Annotated in this window: 25 protein-coding genes; 8 read left to right on the top strand and 17 right to left on the bottom strand. The window is 74.5% G+C overall.

Going from position 1 to position 22792, the window contains the following annotated elements; genetic code table 11:
* The first annotated feature begins 19 nt into the window (after positions 1–19).
* Both LG634_RS23160 and LG634_RS23155 read left to right on the top strand, forming a co-directional pair.
* The gene (locus LG634_RS23160) at positions 20–1573 is read left to right on the top strand and encodes an alpha/beta hydrolase (protein WP_226735859.1); all 1554 of its coding nucleotides are present in this window, start codon (positions 20–22) and stop codon (positions 1571–1573) included.
* Between the two features lie 87 nt (positions 1574–1660).
* Entirely contained in the window at positions 1661–2059 is a 399-nt protein-coding gene (locus LG634_RS23155; protein WP_226735858.1) for a DnaJ family domain-containing protein, read from the top strand.
* Positions 2060–2119: 60 nt separating this feature from the next.
* On the opposite strand, the gene LG634_RS23150 is transcribed toward LG634_RS23155, so the two are convergent.
* The 5 genes from LG634_RS23150 to bla form a co-directional block, all read right to left on the bottom strand.
* Complete coding sequence (locus LG634_RS23150; protein WP_226735857.1) at positions 2120–3223, bottom strand: peptidoglycan recognition protein family protein; 1104 nt, start codon at positions 3221–3223, stop codon at positions 2120–2122.
* Between the two features lie 177 nt (positions 3224–3400).
* Positions 3401–3964, bottom strand: coding sequence for a heme-binding beta-barrel domain-containing protein (locus LG634_RS23145; RefSeq protein ID WP_226735856.1), 564 nt, complete (start codon positions 3962–3964; stop codon positions 3401–3403).
* 145 nt (positions 3965–4109) lie between these two features.
* Entirely contained in the window at positions 4110–4568 is a 459-nt protein-coding gene (locus tag LG634_RS23140; protein WP_226735855.1) for a hypothetical protein, read from the bottom strand.
* 46 nt (positions 4569–4614) lie between these two features.
* On the bottom strand, positions 4615–5091 hold the full coding sequence (locus LG634_RS23135; protein WP_226735854.1) for a hypothetical protein: 477 nt from the start codon (positions 5089–5091) through the stop codon (positions 4615–4617).
* Between the two features lie 236 nt (positions 5092–5327).
* The gene (gene bla / locus LG634_RS23130) at positions 5328–6260 is read right to left on the bottom strand and encodes a class A beta-lactamase (RefSeq protein ID WP_226735853.1); all 933 of its coding nucleotides are present in this window, start codon (positions 6258–6260) and stop codon (positions 5328–5330) included.
* 121 nt (positions 6261–6381) lie between these two features.
* On the opposite strand from bla, the gene LG634_RS23125 reads away from it, so the two are divergent.
* Complete coding sequence (locus LG634_RS23125; protein ID WP_226735852.1) at positions 6382–7107, top strand: NAD-dependent epimerase/dehydratase family protein; 726 nt, start codon at positions 6382–6384, stop codon at positions 7105–7107.
* 40 nt (positions 7108–7147) lie between these two features.
* Here LG634_RS23125 and LG634_RS23120 read toward each other — a convergent pair whose 3' ends face one another.
* From LG634_RS23120 to LG634_RS23110, 3 genes are all read right to left on the bottom strand, one after another.
* Complete coding sequence (locus LG634_RS23120; RefSeq protein WP_226735851.1) at positions 7148–8566, bottom strand: polysaccharide lyase 6 family protein; 1419 nt, start codon at positions 8564–8566, stop codon at positions 7148–7150.
* 135 nt (positions 8567–8701) lie between these two features.
* Positions 8702–9877, bottom strand: coding sequence for a UDP-N-acetylglucosamine--N-acetylmuramyl-(pentapeptide) pyrophosphoryl-undecaprenol N-acetylglucosamine transferase (locus tag LG634_RS23115; RefSeq protein ID WP_226735850.1), 1176 nt, complete (start codon positions 9875–9877; stop codon positions 8702–8704).
* 9 nt (positions 9878–9886) lie between these two features.
* Entirely contained in the window at positions 9887–10990 is a 1104-nt protein-coding gene (locus LG634_RS23110; RefSeq protein ID WP_226735849.1) for an AI-2E family transporter, read from the bottom strand.
* A 225-nt stretch (positions 10991–11215) separates the two neighbouring features.
* On the opposite strand from LG634_RS23110, the gene LG634_RS23105 reads away from it, so the two are divergent.
* Positions 11216–12676 carry a cytochrome P450 gene (locus LG634_RS23105; protein ID WP_226735848.1) on the top strand — a complete coding sequence of 487 codons (1461 nt, stop codon included), beginning with the start codon at positions 11216–11218 and terminating at the stop codon, positions 12674–12676.
* On the opposite strand, the gene LG634_RS23100 is transcribed toward LG634_RS23105, so the two are convergent.
* Together LG634_RS23100 and LG634_RS23095 are read right to left on the bottom strand one after the other, a co-directional pair.
* Positions 12673–13125, bottom strand: a complete 453-nt coding sequence (locus tag LG634_RS23100) for a VOC family protein (protein ID WP_226735847.1) — start codon at positions 13123–13125, stop codon at positions 12673–12675. The genes LG634_RS23105 and LG634_RS23100 overlap by 4 nt on opposite strands.
* Before the next feature lie 25 nt (positions 13126–13150).
* Entirely contained in the window at positions 13151–13816 is a 666-nt protein-coding gene (locus tag LG634_RS23095) for a MerR family transcriptional regulator (protein WP_226735846.1), read from the bottom strand.
* A 161-nt stretch (positions 13817–13977) separates the two neighbouring features.
* Between LG634_RS23095 and LG634_RS23090 the strand changes: the two genes are divergently transcribed.
* Positions 13978–15378 (top strand): DUF3533 domain-containing protein, encoded by a 1401-nt coding sequence (locus LG634_RS23090; protein WP_226735845.1) that lies wholly within the window; start codon positions 13978–13980, stop codon positions 15376–15378.
* A 45-nt stretch (positions 15379–15423) separates the two neighbouring features.
* Here LG634_RS23090 and LG634_RS23085 read toward each other — a convergent pair whose 3' ends face one another.
* The 3 genes from LG634_RS23085 to LG634_RS23075 all read right to left on the bottom strand — a co-directional run bounded on the left by LG634_RS23085 (position 15424) and on the right by LG634_RS23075 (position 16989).
* Entirely contained in the window at positions 15424–15936 is a 513-nt protein-coding gene (locus LG634_RS23085) for a GtrA family protein (protein WP_226735844.1), read from the bottom strand.
* A gap of 145 nt (positions 15937–16081) precedes the next feature.
* Positions 16082–16423, bottom strand: a complete 342-nt coding sequence (locus LG634_RS23080; protein ID WP_226735843.1) for an ArsR/SmtB family transcription factor — start codon at positions 16421–16423, stop codon at positions 16082–16084.
* Positions 16424–16614: 191 nt separating this feature from the next.
* Positions 16615–16989: a hypothetical protein gene (locus LG634_RS23075; RefSeq protein ID WP_226735842.1), complete on the bottom strand. Its 375-nt coding sequence runs from the start codon at positions 16987–16989 to the stop codon at positions 16615–16617.
* 263 nt (positions 16990–17252) lie between these two features.
* Here LG634_RS23075 and LG634_RS23070 point away from each other — a divergent pair, with 263 nt between their 5' ends.
* Together LG634_RS23070 and LG634_RS23065 are read left to right on the top strand one after the other, a co-directional pair.
* On the top strand, positions 17253–17624 hold the full coding sequence (locus LG634_RS23070) for a PadR family transcriptional regulator (protein WP_226735841.1): 372 nt from the start codon (positions 17253–17255) through the stop codon (positions 17622–17624).
* On the top strand, positions 17624–18190 hold the full coding sequence (locus LG634_RS23065; protein ID WP_226735840.1) for an HAAS signaling domain-containing protein: 567 nt from the start codon (positions 17624–17626) through the stop codon (positions 18188–18190). Before LG634_RS23070 ends, LG634_RS23065 begins: the two co-directional genes overlap by 1 nt.
* A 65-nt stretch (positions 18191–18255) precedes the next feature.
* Here LG634_RS23065 and LG634_RS23060 read toward each other — a convergent pair whose 3' ends face one another.
* Positions 18256–18870 carry a dihydrofolate reductase family protein gene (locus LG634_RS23060; protein ID WP_226735839.1) on the bottom strand — a complete coding sequence of 205 codons (615 nt, stop codon included), beginning with the start codon at positions 18868–18870 and terminating at the stop codon, positions 18256–18258.
* A 146-nt stretch (positions 18871–19016) separates the two neighbouring features.
* Between LG634_RS23060 and LG634_RS23055 the strand changes: the two genes are divergently transcribed.
* On the top strand, positions 19017–19682 hold the full coding sequence (locus LG634_RS23055) for an MSMEG_1061 family FMN-dependent PPOX-type flavoprotein (RefSeq protein ID WP_226735838.1): 666 nt from the start codon (positions 19017–19019) through the stop codon (positions 19680–19682).
* Positions 19683–19700: 18 nt separating this feature from the next.
* Here the strand turns inward: LG634_RS23055 and LG634_RS23050 are convergent, their stop codons facing one another.
* The 3 genes from LG634_RS23050 to LG634_RS23040 form a co-directional block, all read right to left on the bottom strand.
* Positions 19701–20123: a YjbQ family protein gene (locus LG634_RS23050; RefSeq protein WP_226735837.1), complete on the bottom strand. Its 423-nt coding sequence runs from the start codon at positions 20121–20123 to the stop codon at positions 19701–19703.
* A gap of 121 nt (positions 20124–20244) precedes the next feature.
* On the bottom strand, positions 20245–21690 hold the full coding sequence (locus LG634_RS23045; protein WP_226735836.1) for a hypothetical protein: 1446 nt from the start codon (positions 21688–21690) through the stop codon (positions 20245–20247).
* Positions 21687–22619 carry a hypothetical protein gene (locus LG634_RS23040; protein WP_226735835.1) on the bottom strand — a complete coding sequence of 311 codons (933 nt, stop codon included), beginning with the start codon at positions 22617–22619 and terminating at the stop codon, positions 21687–21689. The genes LG634_RS23045 and LG634_RS23040 overlap by 4 nt, the downstream gene beginning before the upstream one ends.
* Positions 22620–22792: the final 173 nt, after the last annotated feature.

The raw sequence follows: 22792 nt of genomic DNA, 5'->3' as shown, positions 1-22792 counted from the left end.
GGACCGGAGGAACACCGAGATGAGCAGCGACACGACCGGAACCGCGACCACGTTCGTCCTGGTGTCGGGCACCTTCACCGGTGCGCACGTCTGGGAGGACACGGCCGCCCGGCTGACCGCCGCCGGAGCCGACGTACGGACCCCCGCCCTCACCGGCCTCGACGGGAACCCCGCCGACGGCACCGCGCCCGACCTGGAGACGCACATCGCGGACGTGCTGGCGGCCGTCGACTCGGTCGACGGGGCAGCCGGCCGCCGGATCGTGCTCGTCGGCCACGACTACGGCATCCACCCCGTCCTCGGCGCCGCCGACCGCCGGGCCGAGCGCATCGACCGGATCGTCCACCTCGACTCCGGCATGCCGCAGCCCGGCGTCCCCGCCCTGGCCGCGGTCCCCGACCAGGGCATCCGCGCCGAACTCGCCGCGCACACCCACCCGGCGGGGGTCCTCGCGCCGCCCACCCGCGACGGCTGGCAGCGCTGGGGCAGCACGGCCGGCGTCCCCGACGCGGCGCTGGACCGGCTCACCGCCCTCGCCCGCCCGCAGCCCCTCGGCACCCTCCTCCAGCCGCTGCACCTCACCGGCGCGGTGGCCTCGGTCCCCACCACCGGCGTGCTGTGCACCGGCAACGGCGCGAGCATCGAAATGGTGGAAATGGTGGTCGGGTTCGGCGAGCCCGCCCTCCAGGCCCTCCTCGACCCGCAGGTCACCTTCTTCGAACTGGCCACCGGCCACTGGCCGATGCTCTCCTGCCCGGCCGACCTCGCCGAGGTGCTGCTCGGCGCCGCCGCCGGCGAGGGCCACCGCCTCAAGGGCCCGGCCGCCGAAGGCGCCGCCGAGCCGGCCGAACTCCCGGGCCACCTGCGACCGTTCCTCCTCGACGTCCCCGAACTCCCGCACGAGCGCACCGGGAACCTCGACCTCTACGTCCCCGAGCGGGCCGACGGCCCGCGGCCCGCGGTGGTCATCGTCCACGGCGGTCCGGTGCCCGCCGGGGCGCAGCCCACCCCGCGGGACTGGCCCACCCTCGTCGGATACGCCCGGTACGCCGCCTCCCTCGGCGTGGTGGCCGCGACCTTCGACCACCGCCTGCACGACGTCACCGCGTACCCGCCCGCCGCCGAGGACGTGGCCGACGCCGTCGCCCGGGTCCGCCGGGACCCGCGCGTGGACCCCGACCGGGTGGCCCTGTGGTTCCTCTCCGGCGGCGGCCTGCTCACCGCCGAATGGCTCGCGGCCCCGCCCGCCTGGCTGCGCTGCCTGGCGGCCAGCTACCCGATCCTCGCCCCCATGCCCAACTGGGGCCTGCCCGAAGGCCGGTTCCGCCCCGCGGACGCCGTCCGGAAGGCCGGCGACCTGCCCGTCGTCCTCACCCGGGCCGGCCGGGAGATGCCCGAAATCGCCGCCACCGTGGCCGAGTTCCTCGCCGCCGCCGAGGACTGCGCCGCCGCCGTCGAGGTGATCGACGTCCCGAGCGGCCACCACGCCTTCGAGACCCTCGACCCCACCGACGAGTCCCGCGAGGCCGTGCGCCGCGCCATGCGGACGGTCCTGGGACACCTGACCGCCTGACGCCGGCCCCGGCCCCGCCCCCGGCCCGGCCGCCAGGCGGCATCCGGGCCCCGGCCGGTCTCCGGCGCACTTTTGTACGCTGGAGACATGACCGAGCGGAAACCCCCCGGGGTCAGCTTCGAATCCTTCGTCGACAAGCAGATCCGCGAAGCGGCCGAACGCGGCGACTTCGCGGCCCTGCCCGGCTTCGGCAAGCCTCTCGCCGACGACAGCGCCCCCTACGACGAGATGTGGTGGGTCAAGGGCAAGCTGCACGCCGAAGGGGTCTCGGTGCTGCCGCCCGCCCTCGCCCTCCGCAAGGAGGCCGAGGACGCCCTCGAAGAGGCGGCCGCCGCCCCCACCGAGGCCCGCGTCCGCGCCGTCCTCGACGCCGTCAACGAGAAGATCTCCGCCGCGGTCAGGCGGCCCCCGCCGGGACCCCCGCTGAACCTCCGGCCGTTCGACGTCGAGGAGCACGTCCGCGCCTGGCGAGCCGCCCGCAGCTGACCCCGCCCGCAGCCGACCCGTCCCGGACCGGCCCCGGGGGACCCGTGACCCGGGACCCGATCAAGCCAGCAGCCGGTTCCACGTCCGGGCGTCCACCACCCCGTCCGACGGCAGCGACCGCGCCGACTGGAACGAGGCCACCAGCGCGGCCGTCCCCGGCCCGAACAGCCCGTCCACCTCAGCCCGGTACCCCAGCGCCGCCAGCCGCGTCTGCACCGCCCGCACCGCCTGCCCGGCCGCGCCCCGCGCCACCGGAACGCTCAGCTGGTGCCAGGTCTGGTGCCCGGCGACCCCGTCCACCACCGTGTCGCTGACCCGTTGGAACGTCCGTACCGCCTGCTCCGTCTCCGGACCGAACACCCCGTTCACGGGCACCTGCGCCCCGCGCTGCACCAGCAGGTACTGCAGCGCCCGCACCCGCTCGCCCGCGTCCCCCCGGCGCAGCACCGACCAGACCGGCGCCGCCGGATCCCCGCCCAGCGCCGCCGCGACGTCCTCGCGCAGCTGCGGCAGCCGCGCGTACAGCCGGTCCCCGGGGCACTGCGTGCTGTTGAAGTCGCGGTGCCCGTAGATCTGGTACGCCCGGATCCCGTACTGCACGCAGATCTTCGCGCACAGCGAGACCAGCACCTCGTACTGCTCGGCGCGCGGCTCCTCGGTGAGGTACGTGCCCTCGTTCTCGATCCCGACCGCCACCGTGTTCTGCCCGATGCAGTGCGCGCCCTCCACCATCTCGGAGCCGCTTTCGAGCGCTGCGAGGCTCTCGTGCCGGCCCTCGGTGACGAAGCCGCCCCGGGTGACGGTGAAGTGCTGGCCGGTGTCGATCCAGCCGTTCGTGTCCATCTGGTACGTCTGCATCGCCCGGGCCAGCGTGACCGCCCGGGCCCGCGAGTAGTCGGTCACGTTCTTCGTCGCCGTGTGATGCACGATGATCTTGTGCGGCACGGAGTCCAGCACCGTCACGTCCCGCCGCGGCGACCGCGCACCCCACGTCTCGCAGTCGATGACGTCCGGCCCCGCAGACCCCCCGCGCGGCCGCGCCCGCGCCGGGGCGGCCGCGCCGAACGCCGTGAGCGCGGCACCGAGGGAGACCGCGCCCGAGAGCACGGCACGGCGGGGCAGCCGGGAGACGAGTGCGGACGGCGTCGGGGGAAGTCCGGTCATGGGCGGTCCGTTCGACGGGGGAGCGGGGGCGCACCGGGCAGAACGCGCCCCCCTGACCCGGCTGAACGCTGGCACCCGCACCCGCCCCGGACAAGCCGCACCGCCGACCATGGCCCCCTACGGCCGCCCGAAGCGACCCGAAGGGACGGCCCCCGGGCCCGCCGGACCCGGCGCCGGTCAGCCGCCCAGGCGGTGCAGCTCGGCCGCCAGATGGTGGTGGTACGGCAGCCCCATGGCCGCCATCTCCTGAGTGACCGCCAGCACCCCGTCCTGCAGCGCGTACCGGCGGCGCATCCCGGTGACCTCCTTGGCGCGCGGGGTGACCGCCACCCGGTCCGTCGCCAGCTCGATGCCGGTGCCCGCGGCCCCGCCGGCCGGCTCCGCGACCCGGCCGGTGTACGTCTCCACGATGCCCGTCGGATGCGCGAGGACCACCTCCAGCGAGGCGTCCGGCAGCACCCGCCACCAGCCGCTCTCCCGCCCCGACGGGCGCAGCGGCACCCCCTCGCCGTCCACGAGCCAGGCCCGCGACTCGTAGCGCAGGAACGGCCGGCCGTCGTGGCTGAAACTGACCTCCTGCACGTAGCGGAACCCCTCCGCCAGCGTCGGGTACTCGCCCCGCCCGGTGCCCCGCCACCGGCCCAGCAGGTCCAGCACCGGCTTCAGCTGCGGATGCGGCTCGGCCCCCGCGCCCAGCACGTCGGTGTCGGGGTACGGGTTCTCCTGTACGGGCTCGAACATGACCGGCCTCTCCTGCCTCTCCTGATGCACCGCGCCGGGGCGGGACCCCGGCTCGCGGACATTCTCGCCGCACGCAGCCCCCGCCGGGGCGGCAAGGCGAACACGGCCCGCCCTCCGGGCGACGACAGGAGCGTGCCGACGGGCCCTACCGGCCGCGGACGCTGCCCGCCAGCCACGGCGTCAGGGCACCCGACGGCACCAGCTCCTTGTGCGTCACGTCGCCGGGCAGCGGTACGACGAGCCACTGGCCGGGCGGGAAGAACCGGCCCTTCACGTACGCGAGCCCGCCGTACACGGACCGCAGGAACGCCGGCACGCAGTCCCGGTCCAGGTCGTGGAACTCGACCCCGTCGACCGTGATCAGCGCGTCGCCGTCCGCGAACAGCCGGACCGTCACCTCCGGTCTGCCGCCCAGCTCGACGAGCGCTTCGTGGGGGAGCGACCCGTCCGGGTCCACCGCCGTGAACAGCCCGGCCGAGGTGCGCCGCGACACCTGGTCCGCGCCGATGTCGTCGGTGACCTCGACGCTCAGGCGGTACTCGTCCGCGATGGCGCGCACGGCCCGTACGGCGGCCTCGGTGCTGGGAAGCGAAGCAGAATCCATGATCGTCATGATGCCGCACCGGTCCGCGGACCGGCCGGGCTCGTGGTCAGTAGACGATCCGGTACGTGACGTCCCGCGGCAGCGGCGGCGGCGCGGACCCCGTGAACTCCATGCGCAGGGTGGTGAACCGCTGCGTGCCGCCGTGCCCGGGCCAGGCCTCCGGCAGGCTGAGGGTGACCCGCACCGGATGGCCGCGGAACCGGCCGGCCGCGCAGTACGGCACGCAGTCGTTGACCATGTCCGTGCCGGTGGCCGTGGCCCGTTCCGCCCCCCAGGTCCGCCAGCGCAGCCCGACCAGCCGGTTGTTGCCGTCGCCGCAGGCGAGCAGGTAGTCGGAGGGGCGCACCCGCCCCTCGCCGGCGCAGTCCACCACCACGGTCTCCGCCGGTGCGGCGGCCGGGCCGCCCGCGGCGGCCGTGGCCGGGACGGCCGCCGCGAGCGTGCCCGCCAGGCAGAGCAGCGCCGCGGCCCGCGGCCGGACCGCGCAGCCCCGGTACCGCCGCCGGGTTCCCGTCGTGTGCACGAGGCCCCCTCTCCGGGGCCCGGCGGCGGCCTCCCGCGCGCCGGGTCACCGCCAGCTTCCCCCATCCGGCCCCGGCCCGCACCCGCTGCCCGGCCGCCGACCGGGGGCAACCTCCAGCCCCGCCGGCGTTTGAGGCGCGGGTCCGGGCAGAGCCCGGTGCCCGGCGCCGGCCGGGTTGCGTGTGCGCGACGCCGCCCCGGACCCCGGCGCCCCGGACCCCGGCACCCCGCCCACGGTCACAGCACCCCGGCCAGCACCTCCGCCGTGCGTGCCACCAGCGCGTCGTCCGCCGCCGCCGCGCGGTCCGGCTTCGTCGTCAGGACCGCCAGCACCAGCGGCGCCCGGTGCGGCGGCCACGCGATCCCGACGTCGTTGTTGGTGCCGTACCAGCCGCCGCCGGTCTTGTCGCCCAGCACCCACTCCGGCGGCAGCCCCTTCCGGAACCGGGCGCTGCTCGTCGTGTTGGCGCGCAGCCAGCCCGTGAGCAGCTCCCGGTCGCCGCGGCCGAGTCCGTCCCCCAGCACCAGCCGGGCGTACGTGCGGCCGATGGCGCGCGGGCTGGTGGTGTCGGTGACCCGGTCCGGCTCGGCGCTGTTCAGCTCGGGCTCCCAGCGGTCCAGACGCGTGACCCGGTCGCCGAGCGACCGGGCGAAGCGGGTCACGGCGGTCGGGCCGCCGAGTTCCCGCAGGACCAGGTTGGCCGCCGTGTTGTCGCTGTGGGTGATCGCCACCCGGCACAGCTCGCCGACGGTCAGGCCGTCGGCGACGTGGTCCTTCGTCCACGGGGAGTGGCCGGACCGGTCGACGTCGGCCTGCGTGTAGCGGATCCGGCGGGCCAGGAACGCACCGTCGCGGTCCAGATCGCGCAGCACGGCGGCGGAGGCGAGGGTCTTGAACACCGAGCACATCGGGAACAGCTCGTCCGCCCGGTGCGCCACCACCCGGCCGCTGCCGGTGTCCCACGCCCACACGCCGAGCCGGGCCCCGTGCTCGCGCTCCAGCCCGGCCAGCACCCGCCCGACCCCGCCCCGCGCACGCCCTCTCCGTACGGCACCTCCCGGCGCCGGGGCGGCCGCGGGTGCGGCGGCCGAGACGGGGACGGCTGCGGTGAGCACGGCGCCGGCACCCGCTCCGAGGGCGGCCAGCACGGTACGGCGGGCGGGACGCATGACAGGGCCTCGATTCTGCAGGGGACGTTTCCGATCACGACGTCCGGGACGGATCAACCGGTTCCCCGCGGATTCCGCCGAACCGGGCACCCCGCCCGGAACCGTCGGCTAGCTTCGGCCCATGACCATCCTGGTGATCGGCGGATCCGGACACGTCGGCAGCCTGGTGCTGCCGGGCCTCGCACAGCGGCACGACGTCCGCGTCCTCGACCCCCGGCCGCCCGCCGGTCCCCATGACCACGTGCCCGGCACCGCGGACGATCCCGCCGCCCTGGACCGGGCCCTCAAGGGAGTCGACGCGGTCGTGCACGCCGCCCTGGCACCCGCCCACGAGGACGGGCCGGCCGCCGCCGCCCGGTCCTTCGAGGTCAACGTGACGTCCGTGCACCTCACCCTGCAGGCCGCCCACCGGGCCGGAGTCCGGCACGCCGTGCTGTTCAGCAGCCTGTCCGTCTTCCGGGACCTGGCCGACCGCCCGCTCGACGAGACCGTGCCGCCCGACGCCACCGACCTGTACGGGCTCACCAAGCGGCTGGCCGAACAGGTCTGCCGGGCCGCCACCGAGGAATGGGACATGACCGCCACCGTCCTGCGGTTGGCCTGGCCCACCACCGACGAGGCCTGGCCCGACTGGTCGCTGCCCGGCGTCGCCCAGTCCGCCCGCCGCACCGCCGACGGCACGATGATCCCCGCCCTCGCCGCCACGGACCTGACCCGCGCCGTACTCGCCGCCCTCGACCACCGGCACGGCTACGAGGTCTTCCACATCACCGGCGACGACTCCGGCCGCCACTGGAACCAGACCAAGGCCCGCGACCTGCTCGGCTGGCGGCCCGTACGGCAGTGACGCGTACGGGCCGCCCGGCACGGGCCGGAGCCGGCGCGGGTCAGGCCGCGTCGGGGCCCACGTCCGCCGGCGTCAGCGGACGCCGCACCGGGGCCGCCGTCGAGAACTCGTCCGCGCCGACGTCCCGCGTCCCGCTGCGCGTGTGCCCGTCGATGTCCTCGGGGACGGACACACCGGCCAGCGTCGCCCGGTTGACCGCCGCGCTGCCCGCCGTGAGCCGGTACACCCCGTCGGCCCCCCTGGCCAGCGCCGGGTCCGCGCGGAAGAAGCCGCCCGCGGGGATGTTGCCGTTGCCGGCCGCGCCCCACAGCAGGTTGCTCTGCCAGGTGAACCCGGTCGTCCGGCCCATCGCCACCAGGCTGCCCGCGTCACCGACGACCAGGTTGTCCGCCACGACCACGTTCCGCGGCTCGTAGGTCCGCGTCTCGCCCGCGATGCCGCCCCCGTTGCCCACGAAGGTGTTGTGGACGACGACCGCCCGGTCGCAGGCATCGTTGCCCCGCCGCTCGTCCTCGGTCTCCCCCGGGTGGTGGTCGCGCGTGCTGCCGCTGCCGATGACCAGCGCCTTGCCCGACAGACCGCCCGCGTAGTTGTTGACCACCACGTGGTCGTTCCCGTACAGCCGGATGCCGTCCTTGCCGCCGAGGAGGTGATTGCCCTCCACCGTCGTCCCGTTGCCGTGCCGCAGCACGATGCCGCCCAGGCTGTCGCGGATCGTGTTGTGGCGGATGGTGTTGCCCGAGGACTTCACCGAGATCGTCTCGGGATCGCCGTCGCACCGCTCGAACAGGTTGGACTCCACCAGCGCGTCCGCGGTCGTCAGCGCCCGGCCGCTGTAGCCGATGCGGATCGGCTCGCCGCCGTTCTCGCCGGCGAAACTGTGGTCGGAGAAGTGGTTCTTGAAGATGTGCAGCCGCTGCGCCATCGCGGTCTCACCGGGGCCGTCGACCACGACGAAGATGCCCTCGGTGGTCTTGTCGTGGAACCGGTTCCGGTCGATCTTGACGTCGTCGCCCTCGACGAGCACCCAGTCCAGCCCCGCGACGTCCGCGAACCGGAAGTCGTTGCGCGTCAGCCGGATCCGCGAGCAGTTCGCCGGGATCGCCAGGGTGCTGCTCTGCCGGAACGCGAACCCGCTGACCGTCACGTTCGACGAGTTGGCGAAGACGAAGCTGCGCGCACCCTGGAGGACCACGCCGCCCCGCGTCTGCGCGACGATCGTGATCGGCGCGCTGGTCGTGCCGTTGCGGCCCGACACGGCGATGCCGCCCGACGGCACCGTGTACGTGCCGTCCGCGACCACGATCCGGTCGCCGGGCACCGCGCGGTTGATCGCGCTCTGCAGCTCGGCGATGGAACCCACGGCCGCCGACGCCTCGGCGGCCAGCATCATGTCCAGCGGCACCGCGGCCACGGCCGCACCCGCCACGGCACCCTTCAGGAACGTACGTCGTTGCATGAGACATCTCCCCGGTGTTCAGGTCTACCGGGGAAGGCTGGCCGCCCGCCCTGCCGTTCCGCTGACGTTCCGCTGACGCCCGCGCACCCGGGCCGTGTTCCGGCCGGGCACGCGGGCGCCGTCGGGCGTGCCCGGTCAGCCCGCGGACGCCGCCTGCAGCAGTACGTCCACCAGGCGCTCCGCCGCATCCGGACGGCCGTACGCCCGGGCCCGCTCCGCCATGCCCGCACGCCGCATCGGATCCGTCAGCAGCGGCCCCACCGCCTGCTGCAGCGCACCGGCCGTCACCTCGCCGAGCAGCGCCACGGCCGCCCCCGCATCCGCGAGGTGCCGCGCATTGTGCGCCTGCTCGTTGCCCGCCGACGTCGCCAGCGGCACGAACACCGCCGGCTTGCCCAGCGCCGTCAGCTCCGCCAGCGTGCCCGCACCACTGCGCGAGATCACCACGTCGGCCAGCGCCAGCACGTCCGGCAGCTCCGGCCCGACGAAGCCCGTCAGGTGGTAGCGGCCCGCCAGGTACGGGTCCAGCGCCGCCGCGTACTGCTGCAGCTCCGCCACGTTCGCCGGACCGCACTGGTGGATCACGTTCGCGTGCGACAGCAGCCACGGCAGGGATTCCCGCACCACGCCGTTGATCTGCTGCGCCCCCTGAGCGCCACCCGTCACGTACACCGTCGGCAGCCGCCGGTCGAAGCCGTGCAGACCGAGCGCCGCCACCGCCTTGTCCGGGTGCCCGGCCAGCACCTCGGGCCGCACCGGGTTGCCCGTGACCACGGCCGACGCCCGCACGTCCGCCGGCAGCAGTTCGAGCGAGGACTCGGACGACACCGCGATCCGGGTCGCCGAACCCGCCAGCTTCCGGTTGGCCAGACCCAGCCGCACCGTCTGCTCGTGCAGCACCAGCGGGCGCTTGCACATCCGCGCCGCCAGCCCCGCCGGCACGGCCACGTATCCGCCCGTCGCCAGGACCACGTCCGGCTGGAACTCGGACACGATCTTCCGCGCCTGCGCCACACCCAGCGGCACCTTCGCCATGTCCTTCATGTTCGCCGCCGACAGCATCTTCAGCGGGTTCGCCGAACGCCGGATCTTGCCGGTGGCGACCGTCGTGAACGCAATGCCCTCCGCGGGCGCGACCCGTGCCTCGAGCCCGTCGGGCGTACCGATCCAGAGCACGTCGACCGAACCGCCCGAAGCCGCGAGCCGCCGCTGGAGGGTACGGACCGCCGTCAGCGCCGGGTACGTGTGCCCGCCGGTCCCCCCTCCGGTCACGAGCAGCCGGAAAGGACGAGAGAGCAAGGAGATATCCATCGGGCCACCCTACGTGCTGTGCAGGGCGCCTCCGGCGGCCGGGCCACCCCCTGCCCCCTCGGGCAGCGCCGCCCTGCGGGCCTCCCGCAACGCCAGGTGAACCGACCACACCACCGATACCAGCGGCACCGCGACCACCGCCCCCACGATGCCCGCCGCCGTGGTCCCGGCGAGCACCGAGACGGCGACCACCAGCGGGTGCAGCCGCACCGCCCAGCTCATCACCAGAGGGTGCAGAAGGTGCCCCTCGATCTGCCCGATCACGACGATCAGCGCGACCACGACCGCGGCCGTCAGCGGCCCCTCCGCCGCCAGCGCCACCACCGCCGCCACCGCCAGCGCCACCGGCGAACCGATCAGCGGGACGAACGCGGCGAAGAACTCCAGCAGTGCCAGCGGCACGGCCAGCGGCACCCCGAGCAGGGACAGCGCCACCCCCACCAGCACCGCGTTCACCGCCGCGACCAGCACGATCCCGTGCGTGTACCCGGTGAACGTGCGCCAGGCCGCCCGCCCCGCCAGGTCCCACCGGGTCCGCACGCCCGCGGGCAGCTGGCCGCAGAACCACGCCCACTGCCGGTCGCCCGCATGGATGAAGAACACCGACGCGAACAGCGCCAGCGCCAGCGCCGTCAGCACGTGCACCAACTGCCCGGCCCCGCTCACCGCCCGGCTCAGCAGCGTCGAGCGGTGACTGGAGAGGAACTCCCCGATCCGCGCCTGCACATCGGACAGCGCCTCCGGATTCAGCCGGAACGGCGGCCGCTCCAGCCAGTCCTCGATCCGGTCGATGCCCGTCCGGAACTCCCGCACCAGCGTCGTGCTCTCCCCGGCCACCGCCTCGCCCACCAGCGCCAGCACGCCCAGCACCAGCGCGATACCGCCGACCAGCGTGACCGCGACGGCGAGCCCGCGCGGCAGCCCGCGCGCCACCAGGTTCGCGACCGGCCGCAGCAGCGCGGTGCCGACCAGCGCCAGGAACAGAGCCACCCCGATCTCGTGGAACCGGCCCAGCACCGCGAAGACCGCGTACACCGCGGCGCCGACGACCAGCAGGCGCCAGGCGTACGCCGCCGCCGTGCGCAGGAAAGGGGACACGTGGGGCTGCTGCATGCCGAACGGGATACCACCGCAGCCGCCGGCCGCCACGCTCCGCGGCGGAGGTTCCCCCGACCAGCGGCCGAACGGGTGCACAGGCCCGGCTCCGCTGCCCCTTCCGCACGGCCCCGCGCCGCGCCCGATGCGGCCTTCCACCCTCCGTGTCCGCTCCCGTACAGTCCGTCCCGGCCGGCGCGCCACCCGGTCGTCGCACCAGGACAGACAGAGGAGAGCAGCCCCGTGGTCACCCCTGCCGGAACCGGTCCCGCCCCCGCCCTTGCTCCCGTTCCGCTTCCGGATGCCGCCGCCGACCCCGCCGACCCCGCCGGCACCGCCGGCGAGGCCGCAGCCACGGCTGCCGCGGCCGCAGTCCTTCCGGAGGCGGACGCCGCCGCGGTCCGCCGGTGGCAGGACGAGGGCGGTCACCTGGCCGGCCTCCTCGCCCGGGTCCGCGAGCGGGCCGGCGGCGTGGCCGCCTTCTCCGTCGGCGGGCGGCGCACCGTCCTGGTGACCGACCCGCGCGCCGTCCAGCACGTTCTGGCCCTGCACCCGGACCGCTACGTCAAACGCTCCCACCGCGCGCGGATGCTGGTGGGCGACGGCGTTCTCGCCGCCACCGGCGACGCCTGGCAGCGTCAACGCAAGCTCCTCCAGGGTCAGTTCACCGGACCCGGGATGCGCCGCCACGAACACCGGATCGCCGCCGCGGCCCGCACCGCCGCCGCCCGGTGGGAGACGTACGCGCGGACGGGGGAGGAGTTCGACCTCGGCGCGGAGATGCGCCGCTTCGCCCTGGACACCATCTGGCGCTGCCTCACCGGCCACCCCCTCGACCCGGCCACGGAAGGCGCCCTGGGCTCGGTCACGGACGTCATGGCCGCCCTCCCCACCCTGCCCGCGACCGGCTCCGGCAGCCCGGGCGCAGCCGGTACCGCTTCCGCTCCGGCTCCGGTCACGCCACCCCCGGCCGTCGCCGCCGAGCTCGCCCGGATCGACGCCGTCGCCCGCCACGCGGTGGCCGCCGCCCGCCGCGGGAGCGCCGGCCCGGACGGCCCCGGCCTGCTGCACGTCCTCGTCGACGCCTCCGGCACCCGCCCCGAGTACACCGACGCGCTGATCCGCGACGAACTGGTCACCCTGCTCGTCGCCGGCCACGAGACCACCGCCACCACCCTGACCTGGCTCCACCTGCTCCTGGACCGGCACCCGCAGGCCCGCGCCGACGCCCTCGCCGCCGGCCCGGCCGGCTCACCCGAGCGCCGCCGGGCCGTCCAGGCCCTCGTCTCGGAAACCCTCCGGCTCTACCCGTCCGCGTGGATCCTGCCCCGGCACGCCCCGCAGGACGACGTACTCGCCGGATACGCCGTGCCCGCCGGCACCGACGTCCTGGTCTGCCCCTACCTCACGCACCGCGACCCGGAGCTGTGGCCGGACCCGGAGGCCTTCGACCCGCGGCGGTTCACCGCCCCGGGCCGCCGCCCCACCGGGCCGGGCGGCTACCTGCCCTTCGGCATCGGCCCGCGCGCCTGCCTCGGCACCCAGTTCGCCCTGCGCGAGTCCACCGACCTCCTCGAACTTCTGCTGCCCGGGTACGTCCCGCAGTTCCGCACCACCCCGTCCGGCACCTCGTTCGGCATCACCGTCCGCCCCGACGGCCCCACCCCGGCCACCCTCACCCTCCCGGCCCCGCCTGCGCGTTAGGTCGCGCAGAACTCGTTGCCCTGCGGGTCCCGCATCACCCACCAGTGGCCGGCCGGCCCGTGGTCGACCTCGCGGACCCGTACCGCGCCCAGTTCCTCCAGCCGGGTGACGAGGGCGCCGAGGCCGCCGGGCCCGCCGTGGACGTCGATGTGCAGACGGTTCTTGCCGGACTTCGGCTCCGGCACCTCCTGGAAGAGCAGCCGCCGCCCGTGCCCGACACCGCTCGCCTCGTCGTACGGGTCCTCGGGGTGGCGGATCGCCGCGTACCCCCGGAACACCCGCCGCCCGCGGTGCTCGGCGACCGCCTCCGGCCCGATCCGGTCCGTGACCAGCAGCTCCGCGATGAGCGGGCCCGGATCCTCGACCTCGTACTCCAGGGCCGCCGCCCAGAAATCCGCCAGCGCGGGGGCGTCCGCACAGTCCACGACCAGCTTCCAGTGCAGTGTCATGCACCAGTTATAGAAGGCCCGATCCCTAGCAGCCCGGCGCGTCGTCCGTCCGGGCCGCCCGGCGGCGGACCTGGTCCTCCTGGGCGAGCCGCCGCAGCAGCTCGAAGACCGGAGCACAGATCGCAAAGACGATCACTGCTCTCTCGGCCAGTGCCACCGGATCGTCCAGCGGGGCGGCGCGCTCCAGGTCCAGCCGGGCCACCGACTCGGCCAGCGCGGCGTACGCGGCCAGCTCGCCGGGCGTGTACCCGGCCTCCAGCCGACGCAGCTCCTTCAGCGCCGCGGCCAGCCCCTGCACGTGCGGGGAGGTGTCCGGCGCCTCCCAGCCCATCGCGCCGATCAAGGCCGCCACCTCGGCCTGCGCCGACGCCGCCGCCTGCGCCTCCTCCTCGGTGCCGCCGGCCGGCTGGGCCGCGACCGGCACCGGCAGGGCGTAGCTGATCGCCCCGAGCGCACTCTCCGTACTGTGCGCGTGGTCCACCGCGCCCAGCACCTCGCGCGTGGCGGCGATGGACAGCCCGCCCAGCGTGGTCAGCGCCTTGATCAGCCGGAGCCGCTCGACGTGCTCCTCGCCGTACTCGGCGAGCGTCGCCGCCGTGGCCCGGCCCGCGGGCAGCAGCCCCTCGCGCCGGAAGTACTTGATGCTCGCCACCGGCACACCGGTGCGGCGGCTCAGCTGCGAGATCTTCATGCGGCCTCCTTGCCGTTCGTGCGGCCCGTCACCCGCACCCCGCGTCCGCGGGGCCCGCCCATCCTGCCGGTCGATTGGACACCCCTACAAGATACTGCCACTATCCAGTTACTGGATATCCTCAGTATCCAGTAACGACCTGTCACCGCACCGGAGAAACGATGCCTACGCCCACGCCCCCCTCCGTGCTCCGCAGCCCCCGGCTGTGGCTCGGAACCGGACTGATCGCCGCCGTGGTCTCGATGCTTTTCGCCCTGCTGTACGTCGGCGGCAACGTCAACCCGAGAGGTGACCTCCGGGACCTGCCCGTGGCCCTCGTCAACGAGGACGCCGGCGCCCGGGCGGGCGGCAGGCAGGTCGACGCCGGCGCCCAGGTCGTCGCGGGCATCGAGAAGGCCGCGAAGGACGACGACAGCATCGACTGGCAGGTCCTCACCCGCGCCGAGGCCGACCGGAAGCTCGGGCAGGGCAAGGTCTACGGCGCCCTGGTGATCCCGAAGGACTTCAGCGCCACCGTGACCGGCCTGCTCGCCCCGCCGCCCGCCGCGGCCGGCGCCCAGGCCCCCGCGGGCAAGCCCGCCGCCGCGCAGCAGAAGCAGGTCGCCCAGAAGCCGGCCGCCCCGCCGAGCCTCACCGTCCTGACCAACCAGTCGGCCGGCAGCATCGGCTCCTCCATGGCGAGCCAGGCCTCCCAGAAGGCCGCCCACACCGCCTCCGCCCGGATCGGCCAGGACCTCCTGAAGCAGGCCGCCGCCGCCAAGGCGCAGCTCCCGCCAGCCGCCCGGCTGATGCTCGCCGACCCGGTGACGGTCACCGTCGCCGACGGCCACCCCCTGGGCGACCGCAGCGCGATGGGTCTCAGCGCCTTCTACTACGCCCTCGTCCTCGTCGTCTGCGGCATGCTCGGCGCCAACGTCGTCAACTCCCAGCTGGACTCCGCGCTCGGCTACCTGCACGCCGACTTCGGCCCGTTCCGCCAGCGCATGCCGGTCCGGCACACCAACCGGGTCCGCACCCTGGCCATCGGCAGCGTCCTCATGGCCGGCCTGTCCGTCGTGATGGGCACCCTCGTCGAGGTCGCCACCGTCGGCCTGCTCGACATGGACGCCTCCCACCTCGGCCTGCTGTGGGTCTACTCCGTCGCCGCGATCATGGTCGTCGGCATCAGCGCGCTCGCCCTGTTCGCCGCCTTCGGCACTCCCGGCATGCTGCTGGCCACCATCGTGTTCATCGCCGCGGCCGTCCCCTCGTCCGGCGCGACCGTGCCGATCCACGCGCTGCCCGAGTTCTTCCGGACCCTGTCCGCGTTCGAGCCGCTGCGCCAGATCACCGACGGGCTGCGGGCTATCCTGTACTTCGACGCCCAGGGCGACGCGGGCCTTGCCCGCGGCTGGACCGCCATGGGCATCGCCCTGGCCGTCTCCCTGGTCTTCGGCTTCGCCGTCACCCGCCTGTACGACCGCCGCGGCCTGCACCGCATCCCGCACCCGGCGGACGCGCAGGAAGACGCCGGCACGAAGACCGGCACCGCAGCCGACGAGCCGGCACCGGCCACCGCCTGACCCCGCCGGCCGCAATGGCCGGCACCGCCCCGCGACCCGACGGGTTCAGCCTGCACACAGGCCGAACGCGTCGGGTCGCGTGCTGTTCGCCCCCTCAAGCGTCCGTACGACGGCCTTGCGGGGCCCGGCCGCCGGCCGCGCCGCGAACACCACCGCCCGCAGCACCGCGAACCGCGCCACCCCCGCCAGCGCCGACGCCGCCAGGTACACGGCCTGCGTCAGCCACGCCCGGGCATCCGGCAGCAGCGCCTGGAGGGCCAGCAGCGCCCCGGTGGTGAACAGGTACCCGACGGCCGCCGTCAGCGCCGAACGGACGTGCTCGCGCCGCCCCGGGCGGGACCCGGCGAACGCGAACCGGGCGTGCAACTCCGTGGCGAGCAGCGTCGACACGACCGCCACCACCGCGTTGGCCACCGCCAGCGGCAGCCGGCCGTCCGCCAGCACCAGCGCACCGCTGGACAGCAGCCCGACCCCGCCACCACACACGGTGAAACGGACGAACGACCCCAACAGGCGCGTGGGGGCGGCGGATACGGAGGCAGCGGCGGTCGAGGTCACGGTCCGACTCTCCCCGATCACCCGGGGTACGCCCATCCGGCTCACGGATGATCTCCACACCCGAGACCCCTAGGGTCTGCTCAGGGTTGGCCCGGGGTCACACCGCGCCTGCCCCGCGGAAGCCCCGGCCGCCGCCCCCTCGTCGTCACGCGGGCGACGAGTCCGTCTGCCGCAGCTCCGTCAGCAGTTCCGTACGCCCCGCCAGCAGCTCGGTCAGGATCCGCCGGGCCGCCCGCAGCAGATCGGCGACGTCCCCGCCGGCGAGTTCGTAACTCACCGTCGAGCCCTCCCGGGTGGAGACCACGATGCCCGACCGGCGCAGCACCGCGAGCTGCTGGGAGAGGCTGGACGCTTCGATGTCGATCTCGTTCAGAAGGTCGCGGACCGGCATGGGCCCGTGCTGGAGGAGTTCGAGCACCCGAATCCGGACCGGATGCCCGAGCATCCGGAAGAACTCCGCCTTGGCCTGGTACAGCGGTACCTGCATTCCCACCGGCGTCCCTGCTGTTGCTGTCAAGCGGACCACGACCGCGGTCCGCACGCGGTGCGGGTCCGGCGGTCTTTGGTCCATGGTCGCTTCCCGGCGGCCCACGCCGACCCGCAGTTGACCAGATTTCGATCTGCGGAATTGAAGAACTCTTCAATTCGTGGGCATGCGTGGGCCGTCGGCAGCGGGCGCTAGAGCTCCAGCCCGGCTTCGATCCGCTTGAGCTGGTGGCGGGCCATCGCCAGATTGGACTTGCCCTTGTCGAGCACCAGGTAGAGGAAGAGCCCGGCTCCGTTGCGCCCCGTGAGCAGCCGGATCAGGTGGTACTGGCCGCCCAGGGTGATCAGCAGGTCCTCGATGTCGTCCTGCATGCCCAGCAGTTCCATCGTGCGGACCTTCGCCCGGATCACGTCGGTGTTGCCGGCGGCGGCGACCGTGAGGTCGAGGTCCTTGCCGCCTCCCAGGGTCCCCAGTGCCATCCCGCTCGTGTAGTCCACGAGGGCCACGCCCAGCGCGCCCTCGATCGAGGTCATCGCGTCCTTCAAGGAGACTTCCAGGTTCGCCATTCTCGTCCACTCCCTTGCCGTGCTGATCACGCCCGGCCCGCCGGTTCGTGCCCGCGGTGCCGGACTCCTGCGGGCTCAAGCTACTGATCCGCGGGAGTCTCGTGGCGGAAACCGTGGATTCGGCGGAAAGCGATCGTTCCGCGGTGTATCGGCGACGCGCGCGGGCGGCCCGGCGGCAGCGACCGGCGCGGACCGGTGCACTGCGGCCCCGGAGCCGCGCGTCCCGCTTGTGCGGCGGACCCTGCGGAGCTATCTTGCATTGCATGGTTCCTGGTAACGCAATGGAAGGGGCGGAGGGCAGGGTCCCCAGTCAGGTCCGCAAGGGCGTGCTGGAGTACTGCGTCCTCGCCCTGCTCCGGGACGGCCCCCGGTACGGCGTGGAGATCCTCGAAGAGCTGTCCGCCGTCAGTGTCATGACGACCAGTCAGGGCACGATCTACCCCCTGCTGTCCCGGCTCCGCAGGGAAGAGCTCGTGGACACGCAGCTGCGCGAATCGCCCAGCGGACCACCGCGCCGCTACTACACCCTGACCGACGGGGGCCGGGCGGCACTGGCCGAGTTCACCCGGGCCTGGCCGCACTTCCGCAACGCAGTCGACCACTTTCTCAAGGACACCCAGGGGGAGCCCTCGTGATGCACACCGAACACCCGCTCGTCCACGACTACCTCGCCGCCGTCGAGCGCGAGAGCAGTGCTCTCCCCGCAGAGCGCCGCTCCGAACTGATCGCCGACCTCCGCGAGCACATCGGCGCCACCACCGGCGACGACGAAACCCGCATCCGCGAGGTCCTCGAACAGCTCGGCGACCCCCGCACGGTCGCGGCCTCCGCCTTCGCCGAAGAGCCCGTACCGGCAGCCCCGGCCGCCGCCGCTCCCCGGCCCGTCGACAGCCGCAACCGGATCCTGCTGACCGTCGCCCTGCTCGGCTGCGGCGGACTCCTCGGCCTGGCCCACCCGCTGGCCGGCGCCGCGGCCCTCCTCACCGGCCTGGTTCTGCTGGCCGGATCCCGCGGGTGGAGCCCCCGCCGCAAGGCCGCCGCCGCGGCCACCACCGCCGGCGGCCCCCTCCTGGTCGGCCTGGCCGCGTTCCTCTTCGCCGCCTCGGGCATCGGCCCGATGGAACTGCTCCTGCTCATCGCCGTCTGCGGGATCGTCCCGGCCGCCGGCGCCCTGACCCTCTGGCGCGCGGCCCGCACCTGACCGCCACCGGCCCCGTGCCACCCCCGCGCCCGACGCGGGCCCCGCCCCGCCCGTACGCCCGGCCGCTACGACCCCTGCTGCAGATGGGTCTTGGCGTCCTCGTACGTGGCCCCGGCAGGCCCCGCGTCGGGCGCGTACCGCACGTGCAGCACCCCCGTATGGAACGTCTCGCACGACAGCAGCCGCAACGGCACCGGTGCGCCCCCCTCCTCGAACAGCCGCCCGCCGGTCCGCACCACGACGGGGTGCACGAACAGCTGGAGCTCGTCCAGCAGCCCCGCGTCGAGGAGCTGGCGCACCACCGAAACCGACCCGCTCATCACCACCGACCCGGCACCCGGCTCGCCCTTCAGCGCCGCCACTCCCGGCACCAGACCCCCGGCCAGCAGCTCGGAGTTCCGCCACGCGAACGACAGGTCCTGGTGCGACACCACCACCTTCCGGGTGTCCCCGAGCCGCTTCGCGAACGGCGCGTCCTCCCCGCCCGCCGCCTCCCGCTCCGGCCAGGCCCCGGCAAAGCTGTCGTACGTCCTGCGCCCGAGCAGCAGCGTGTCCGCCGCCCCGAACGCGGCATCGACGGCCGCGCCCATCTCCTCGTTGAAGTAGGGGAAATGCCACTGGTCGGGCGCCTCCACGACGCCGTCCAGGGAAACGAAGAACTGCGAGACGATCTTCCTCATGCCGGCGGGTCCTCCACAGCGGTCCGGGCCTTCGCGAACCTCCAGTACACGACGAGCCCCCGCCGATTCCGCTTCCGACGCGCCACGTTCCCCACTCCATCGCGCATCGAACAGGCGGTCGGACGGGTCGTATAGATTGCCGGTACGTGACCGACAACCAGCCGCCCGCCGGCAGCGTCTTCGACGCCCTGAAGTCCACCGCCGTCCAGACCACGGACCAGCTCCGCGACCTCTACGAGGCCCCGAGCGAACTGGCCCGCCGCAAGACCGTCGACCGGATCCACGACGTCGCCCGCGAGGTCATCGCCCACTCCTCGCTCGTCTTCATCGCCAGCGCCGACGCCGAAGGCCACTGCGACGTCACGCCCCGCGGCGGCCCCGCAGGATTCGTCTCCGTCCTCGACGAGTTCACCCTCGCCATCCCCGACGCCACCGGCAACAAGCGCCTCGACACCTCCCACAACATCGTCGAGACGGGCCGCGCCGGCCTCATCTTCGTCATCCCCGGCCGCGCCACCACCCTCCGCGTCAACGGCCGCGCCTGCGTCTCCGCCGACCCGCGGCTCCTGGCGCAGCTCACCTCCGTCGGCAAGCCGCCGCGCAGCGCCATCGTGGTCGAGGTCGAAGAGGCCTACCAGCACTGCCCGAAGGCCCTCCTGCGCAGCAGCGCATGGAAGCCGGGGGAGTGGCTCGCCGAGGACGCCGTCCCCAGCTCCGCCGAGGTCAGCCTCTCCCACCTGGCCATCCCCGGCCTCACCCTCGACCGGATCCGCCAGGACGAACGCGACTCGCTCCTCCACCGCTACGAGTGATCCCGTCCCGCCCGCTCCTCACCCCAGGAACGACAGCCTGACCTGCCGCTCCGGGTTGTCCCTGTTGGTGTCGACGAGGCACACCGACTGCCACGTGCCCAGCTGGAGCCGCCCGCCGATCACCGGCAGGGTGGCGTGCGGCGGCACGAACGCCGGCAGGACGTGATCGCGACCGTGGCCCGGCGAACCGTGCCGGTGCCGCCAGCGGTCGTCGGCGGGCAGCAGGGTGTGGAGCGCGGCGAGCAGGTCGTCGTCGCTCCCCGCCCCCGTCTCGATCACGGCGACGCCCGCCGTGGCGTGCGGGACGAACACGTTGAGCAGCCCGTCCCGCCCGGCGGCCGCCTCGGACAGGAACCGCTCGCAGTGCCGCGTCAGATCGGTGACGGTCTCCGCACGGCCGGTGGCAAGGTCAAGGACACGGCTGGTGAATCGCTCGGACATGCCCCCATCCTGCTCCTCCCTGACCCCCGGCGCATGCACCGGGCCCGGCGGCGGGTGCGCCGGCAACACCCGTCCGCACCCGCCCGCGCCCGCCACCCGCAGCCGAACACCACCGGTCCGCCTACCAGTTGGGATCCAGTACCAGCGGCTGGTCGCTCTCCGCCATCCAGGTGTCGAACTCCTCCGGCGTCAGCTGCCACGGCAGCCCCGCATGACGGCCGGTCAGCTCCGCCAGACCGTCCAGCGCCCCGGCAGGATCCGTACCGGTCAGCTCCCCGCGCACCCCCGCCAGCGCCGGCAGCACCGTCTCCCGCACATGGGTCCGCGGCCCCAGCGAAGCGGCCGCCTCCGCCAGCAGGCCCGTGGTCAACGACGCGGCGAGCAGCTCGTGTTCGAGGGTTTCCGCCCCGGCGCCGCCACCACCCCGGACGATCATCAGCCCCGCCTGCAGCGCCTGAACGATCACCGTCCCCGCAGCCTGCCCGACCAGCGCACCGGCCATCGCCCCGACCACCGGCACCGGGATCACCGTCTGCGCCACCGTGCCGCACGCCCACGTCAGCGTGGCCCGCAGCGCCGCCTCCGCCCCGCGCGCCGCGAACTCGCCCGCGTCGATGTCACCCCGGGCCAGCTCGACCGCCGCACCCGTCACGGCCAGCGCCGCCCCGGCCGTCGCCGAGGCCAGGTGCGAGCCGCCGAAGGCCGCGGGCAGCCGCCCCGCCCGGCCGGCGGTCCGCACTGCCGACGACAGCCCGGCCAGCGCCCCCGAACGGGCCGCACCCCGGGCCGCCGCCCCGGCCGACGTCAACGCAGCCTGCGCCGCCGACGTCTCACCTGCCCGGACCCGGGCCAGCTCACCTGCCGCACCCACCAGCCCGGCGACCGCCCCGCCCGTCACAGCCGCCGCCCCGGCAGCCACCGCCGCCTCCTTGCCGGCCGCCCTCAGAGCCTCGCCCCGCACCCACCGCTCCGGATCCAGCGCGGTGCGGCGGGCATCTGCCAGATCCACCGGACGGGACGAGACACCGCCGTACTCGATCCGGTCGGCGAGGTGCCGGTGCGCATCGGCGTAGTCCTCAAAGCCCACCCCCTCGGGAGCCATCGCCAGCCGCCGCCCGAGCAGGCTGTCCACGTCCGCCACCCGGTCCCCGGCCACCAGCCGCGTCATCCCCGCGTAGTCGGCGCGCTGCACCTGGTACGCCGTACCCGACACCGAATCCATCAGCTTGGCCTGCACCTCGCCGACCACCCGGCCCCCGGCCACCAGACGGATGTCGGCCTTCGCGGTCTGCGACCCGCCCGGCATCCACTCCGACACGAGCGCCCGGACATCGGTCCCCGCCCGGGCCGCGGCCTGGTTGAAGGACAGCGCGTGCCGCACCTCGAAGAGGTAGCCGGCCCGCTGCGCGTTCCCGACGTCCACATAGCGCCGCGCCAGCCGTTCCACCGTCTCCCGCGCCGCCAGCGTCTCGTACGTCGCCGCCGCGAACCCACGGGTCGCGTGGTCGGCCACCACCCAGGCCGCCTCCGCCGCCCGCGCGGCCCGGTCCGCGTCCGCACGGCTCACGCGGCCGCCCCCAGCGCGTCGAGCTTGGCCCGCACCTCGCCGATCACCCGTCCCGACACCTCGCTGACGTGCCCGTCCTCACCCGCCGGCGGCGTACCCAGGACCGTCACCATCGCCACCGCCAGGTCGAACATCTCCTTCACGAGGACCCGCTCACCCAGCCCGTACACCGCATAGTCGTCACAGCGGTCGACGGTCTCGGCGAAGAGCCCCTGCCGGGCCGCCATGGCCCGCGCCAGCTCCTTCAGCAGAAGACGCAGCTCCCGGCTGCGCCGGAAGACGGGCGAGAGGACCGCCCGGGCCTCCGTGAGCGCCGCCTCGGCCTCTTCTATCTGCTTGGCGACCTTCTGCTGCTCCTCGCGGACCGTCCGGCCCCGCCACTCCAGCAGCACCCCGGTCACCAGCAGCGCGGGAGCGGCGATCGCCGCGGTCAGCACCATGGTCCCGGCGGCCACGCCGCCGCCCCCGGCCGCGAGCGAACCACCACCCAGCCACGCCAGCGTCGCACTCGTGGCCGCGGCACCAGACAGCCCGGAGATCGCGGCCCCGGTGGACGCGGTGGCAAAAGCCCCCACCGCCGCGAACGTCACAGCCCCCACCCCGGCACCCGCGACCGCACCGGCAGCCACGGACGCCACCGCCGCCACTGCCGCGTCCTGCAGCGCACGCAGCTCCACATCGGCCACCGCAGGCTCCGACGAGGCATCGCCGACCGGTGCCAGCTCGGCGAGGTCCACCCGCTTCAGCCGCTCGAAGACCTGCCGGAAGGGGACCAGCGCCTCCTCGTAGACAGCAGTACGGGTCTCGTCCTGCGCCGCGTTCTCCTGCTTGAGGTGACGCTCCAGCTTCTTGCGCCGCTTCTGGTACTTCTCGTTCCGCTGTTCGTTGCGTCGCCCGAGCACGACCGCTTCGACCATGGCCACCGGCATCCCGGCCCACCCCCTGTAACGCCCCCACCCGCCCACGTTCCGGGGCGGGGCACTGACGTTACTCAGGGCGGCGAAGGCGCGTCGCCCCTTCCGAGTGGCCGGCTTGACTCGACCTTGACGGACGTCTAACGTAGCCCGAGCCGCAAGTTCCGATCACCGTCACCGACGGACCG

Origin of the sequence: Streptomyces bambusae, from assembly GCF_020532645.1 — a bacterium.
Lineage (GTDB): Bacteria > Actinomycetota > Actinomycetes > Streptomycetales > Streptomycetaceae > Streptomyces > Streptomyces bambusae.
Note: the sequence above shows the minus strand (reverse complement) of the source record. Positions and strands in the feature narration are given on the sequence as shown.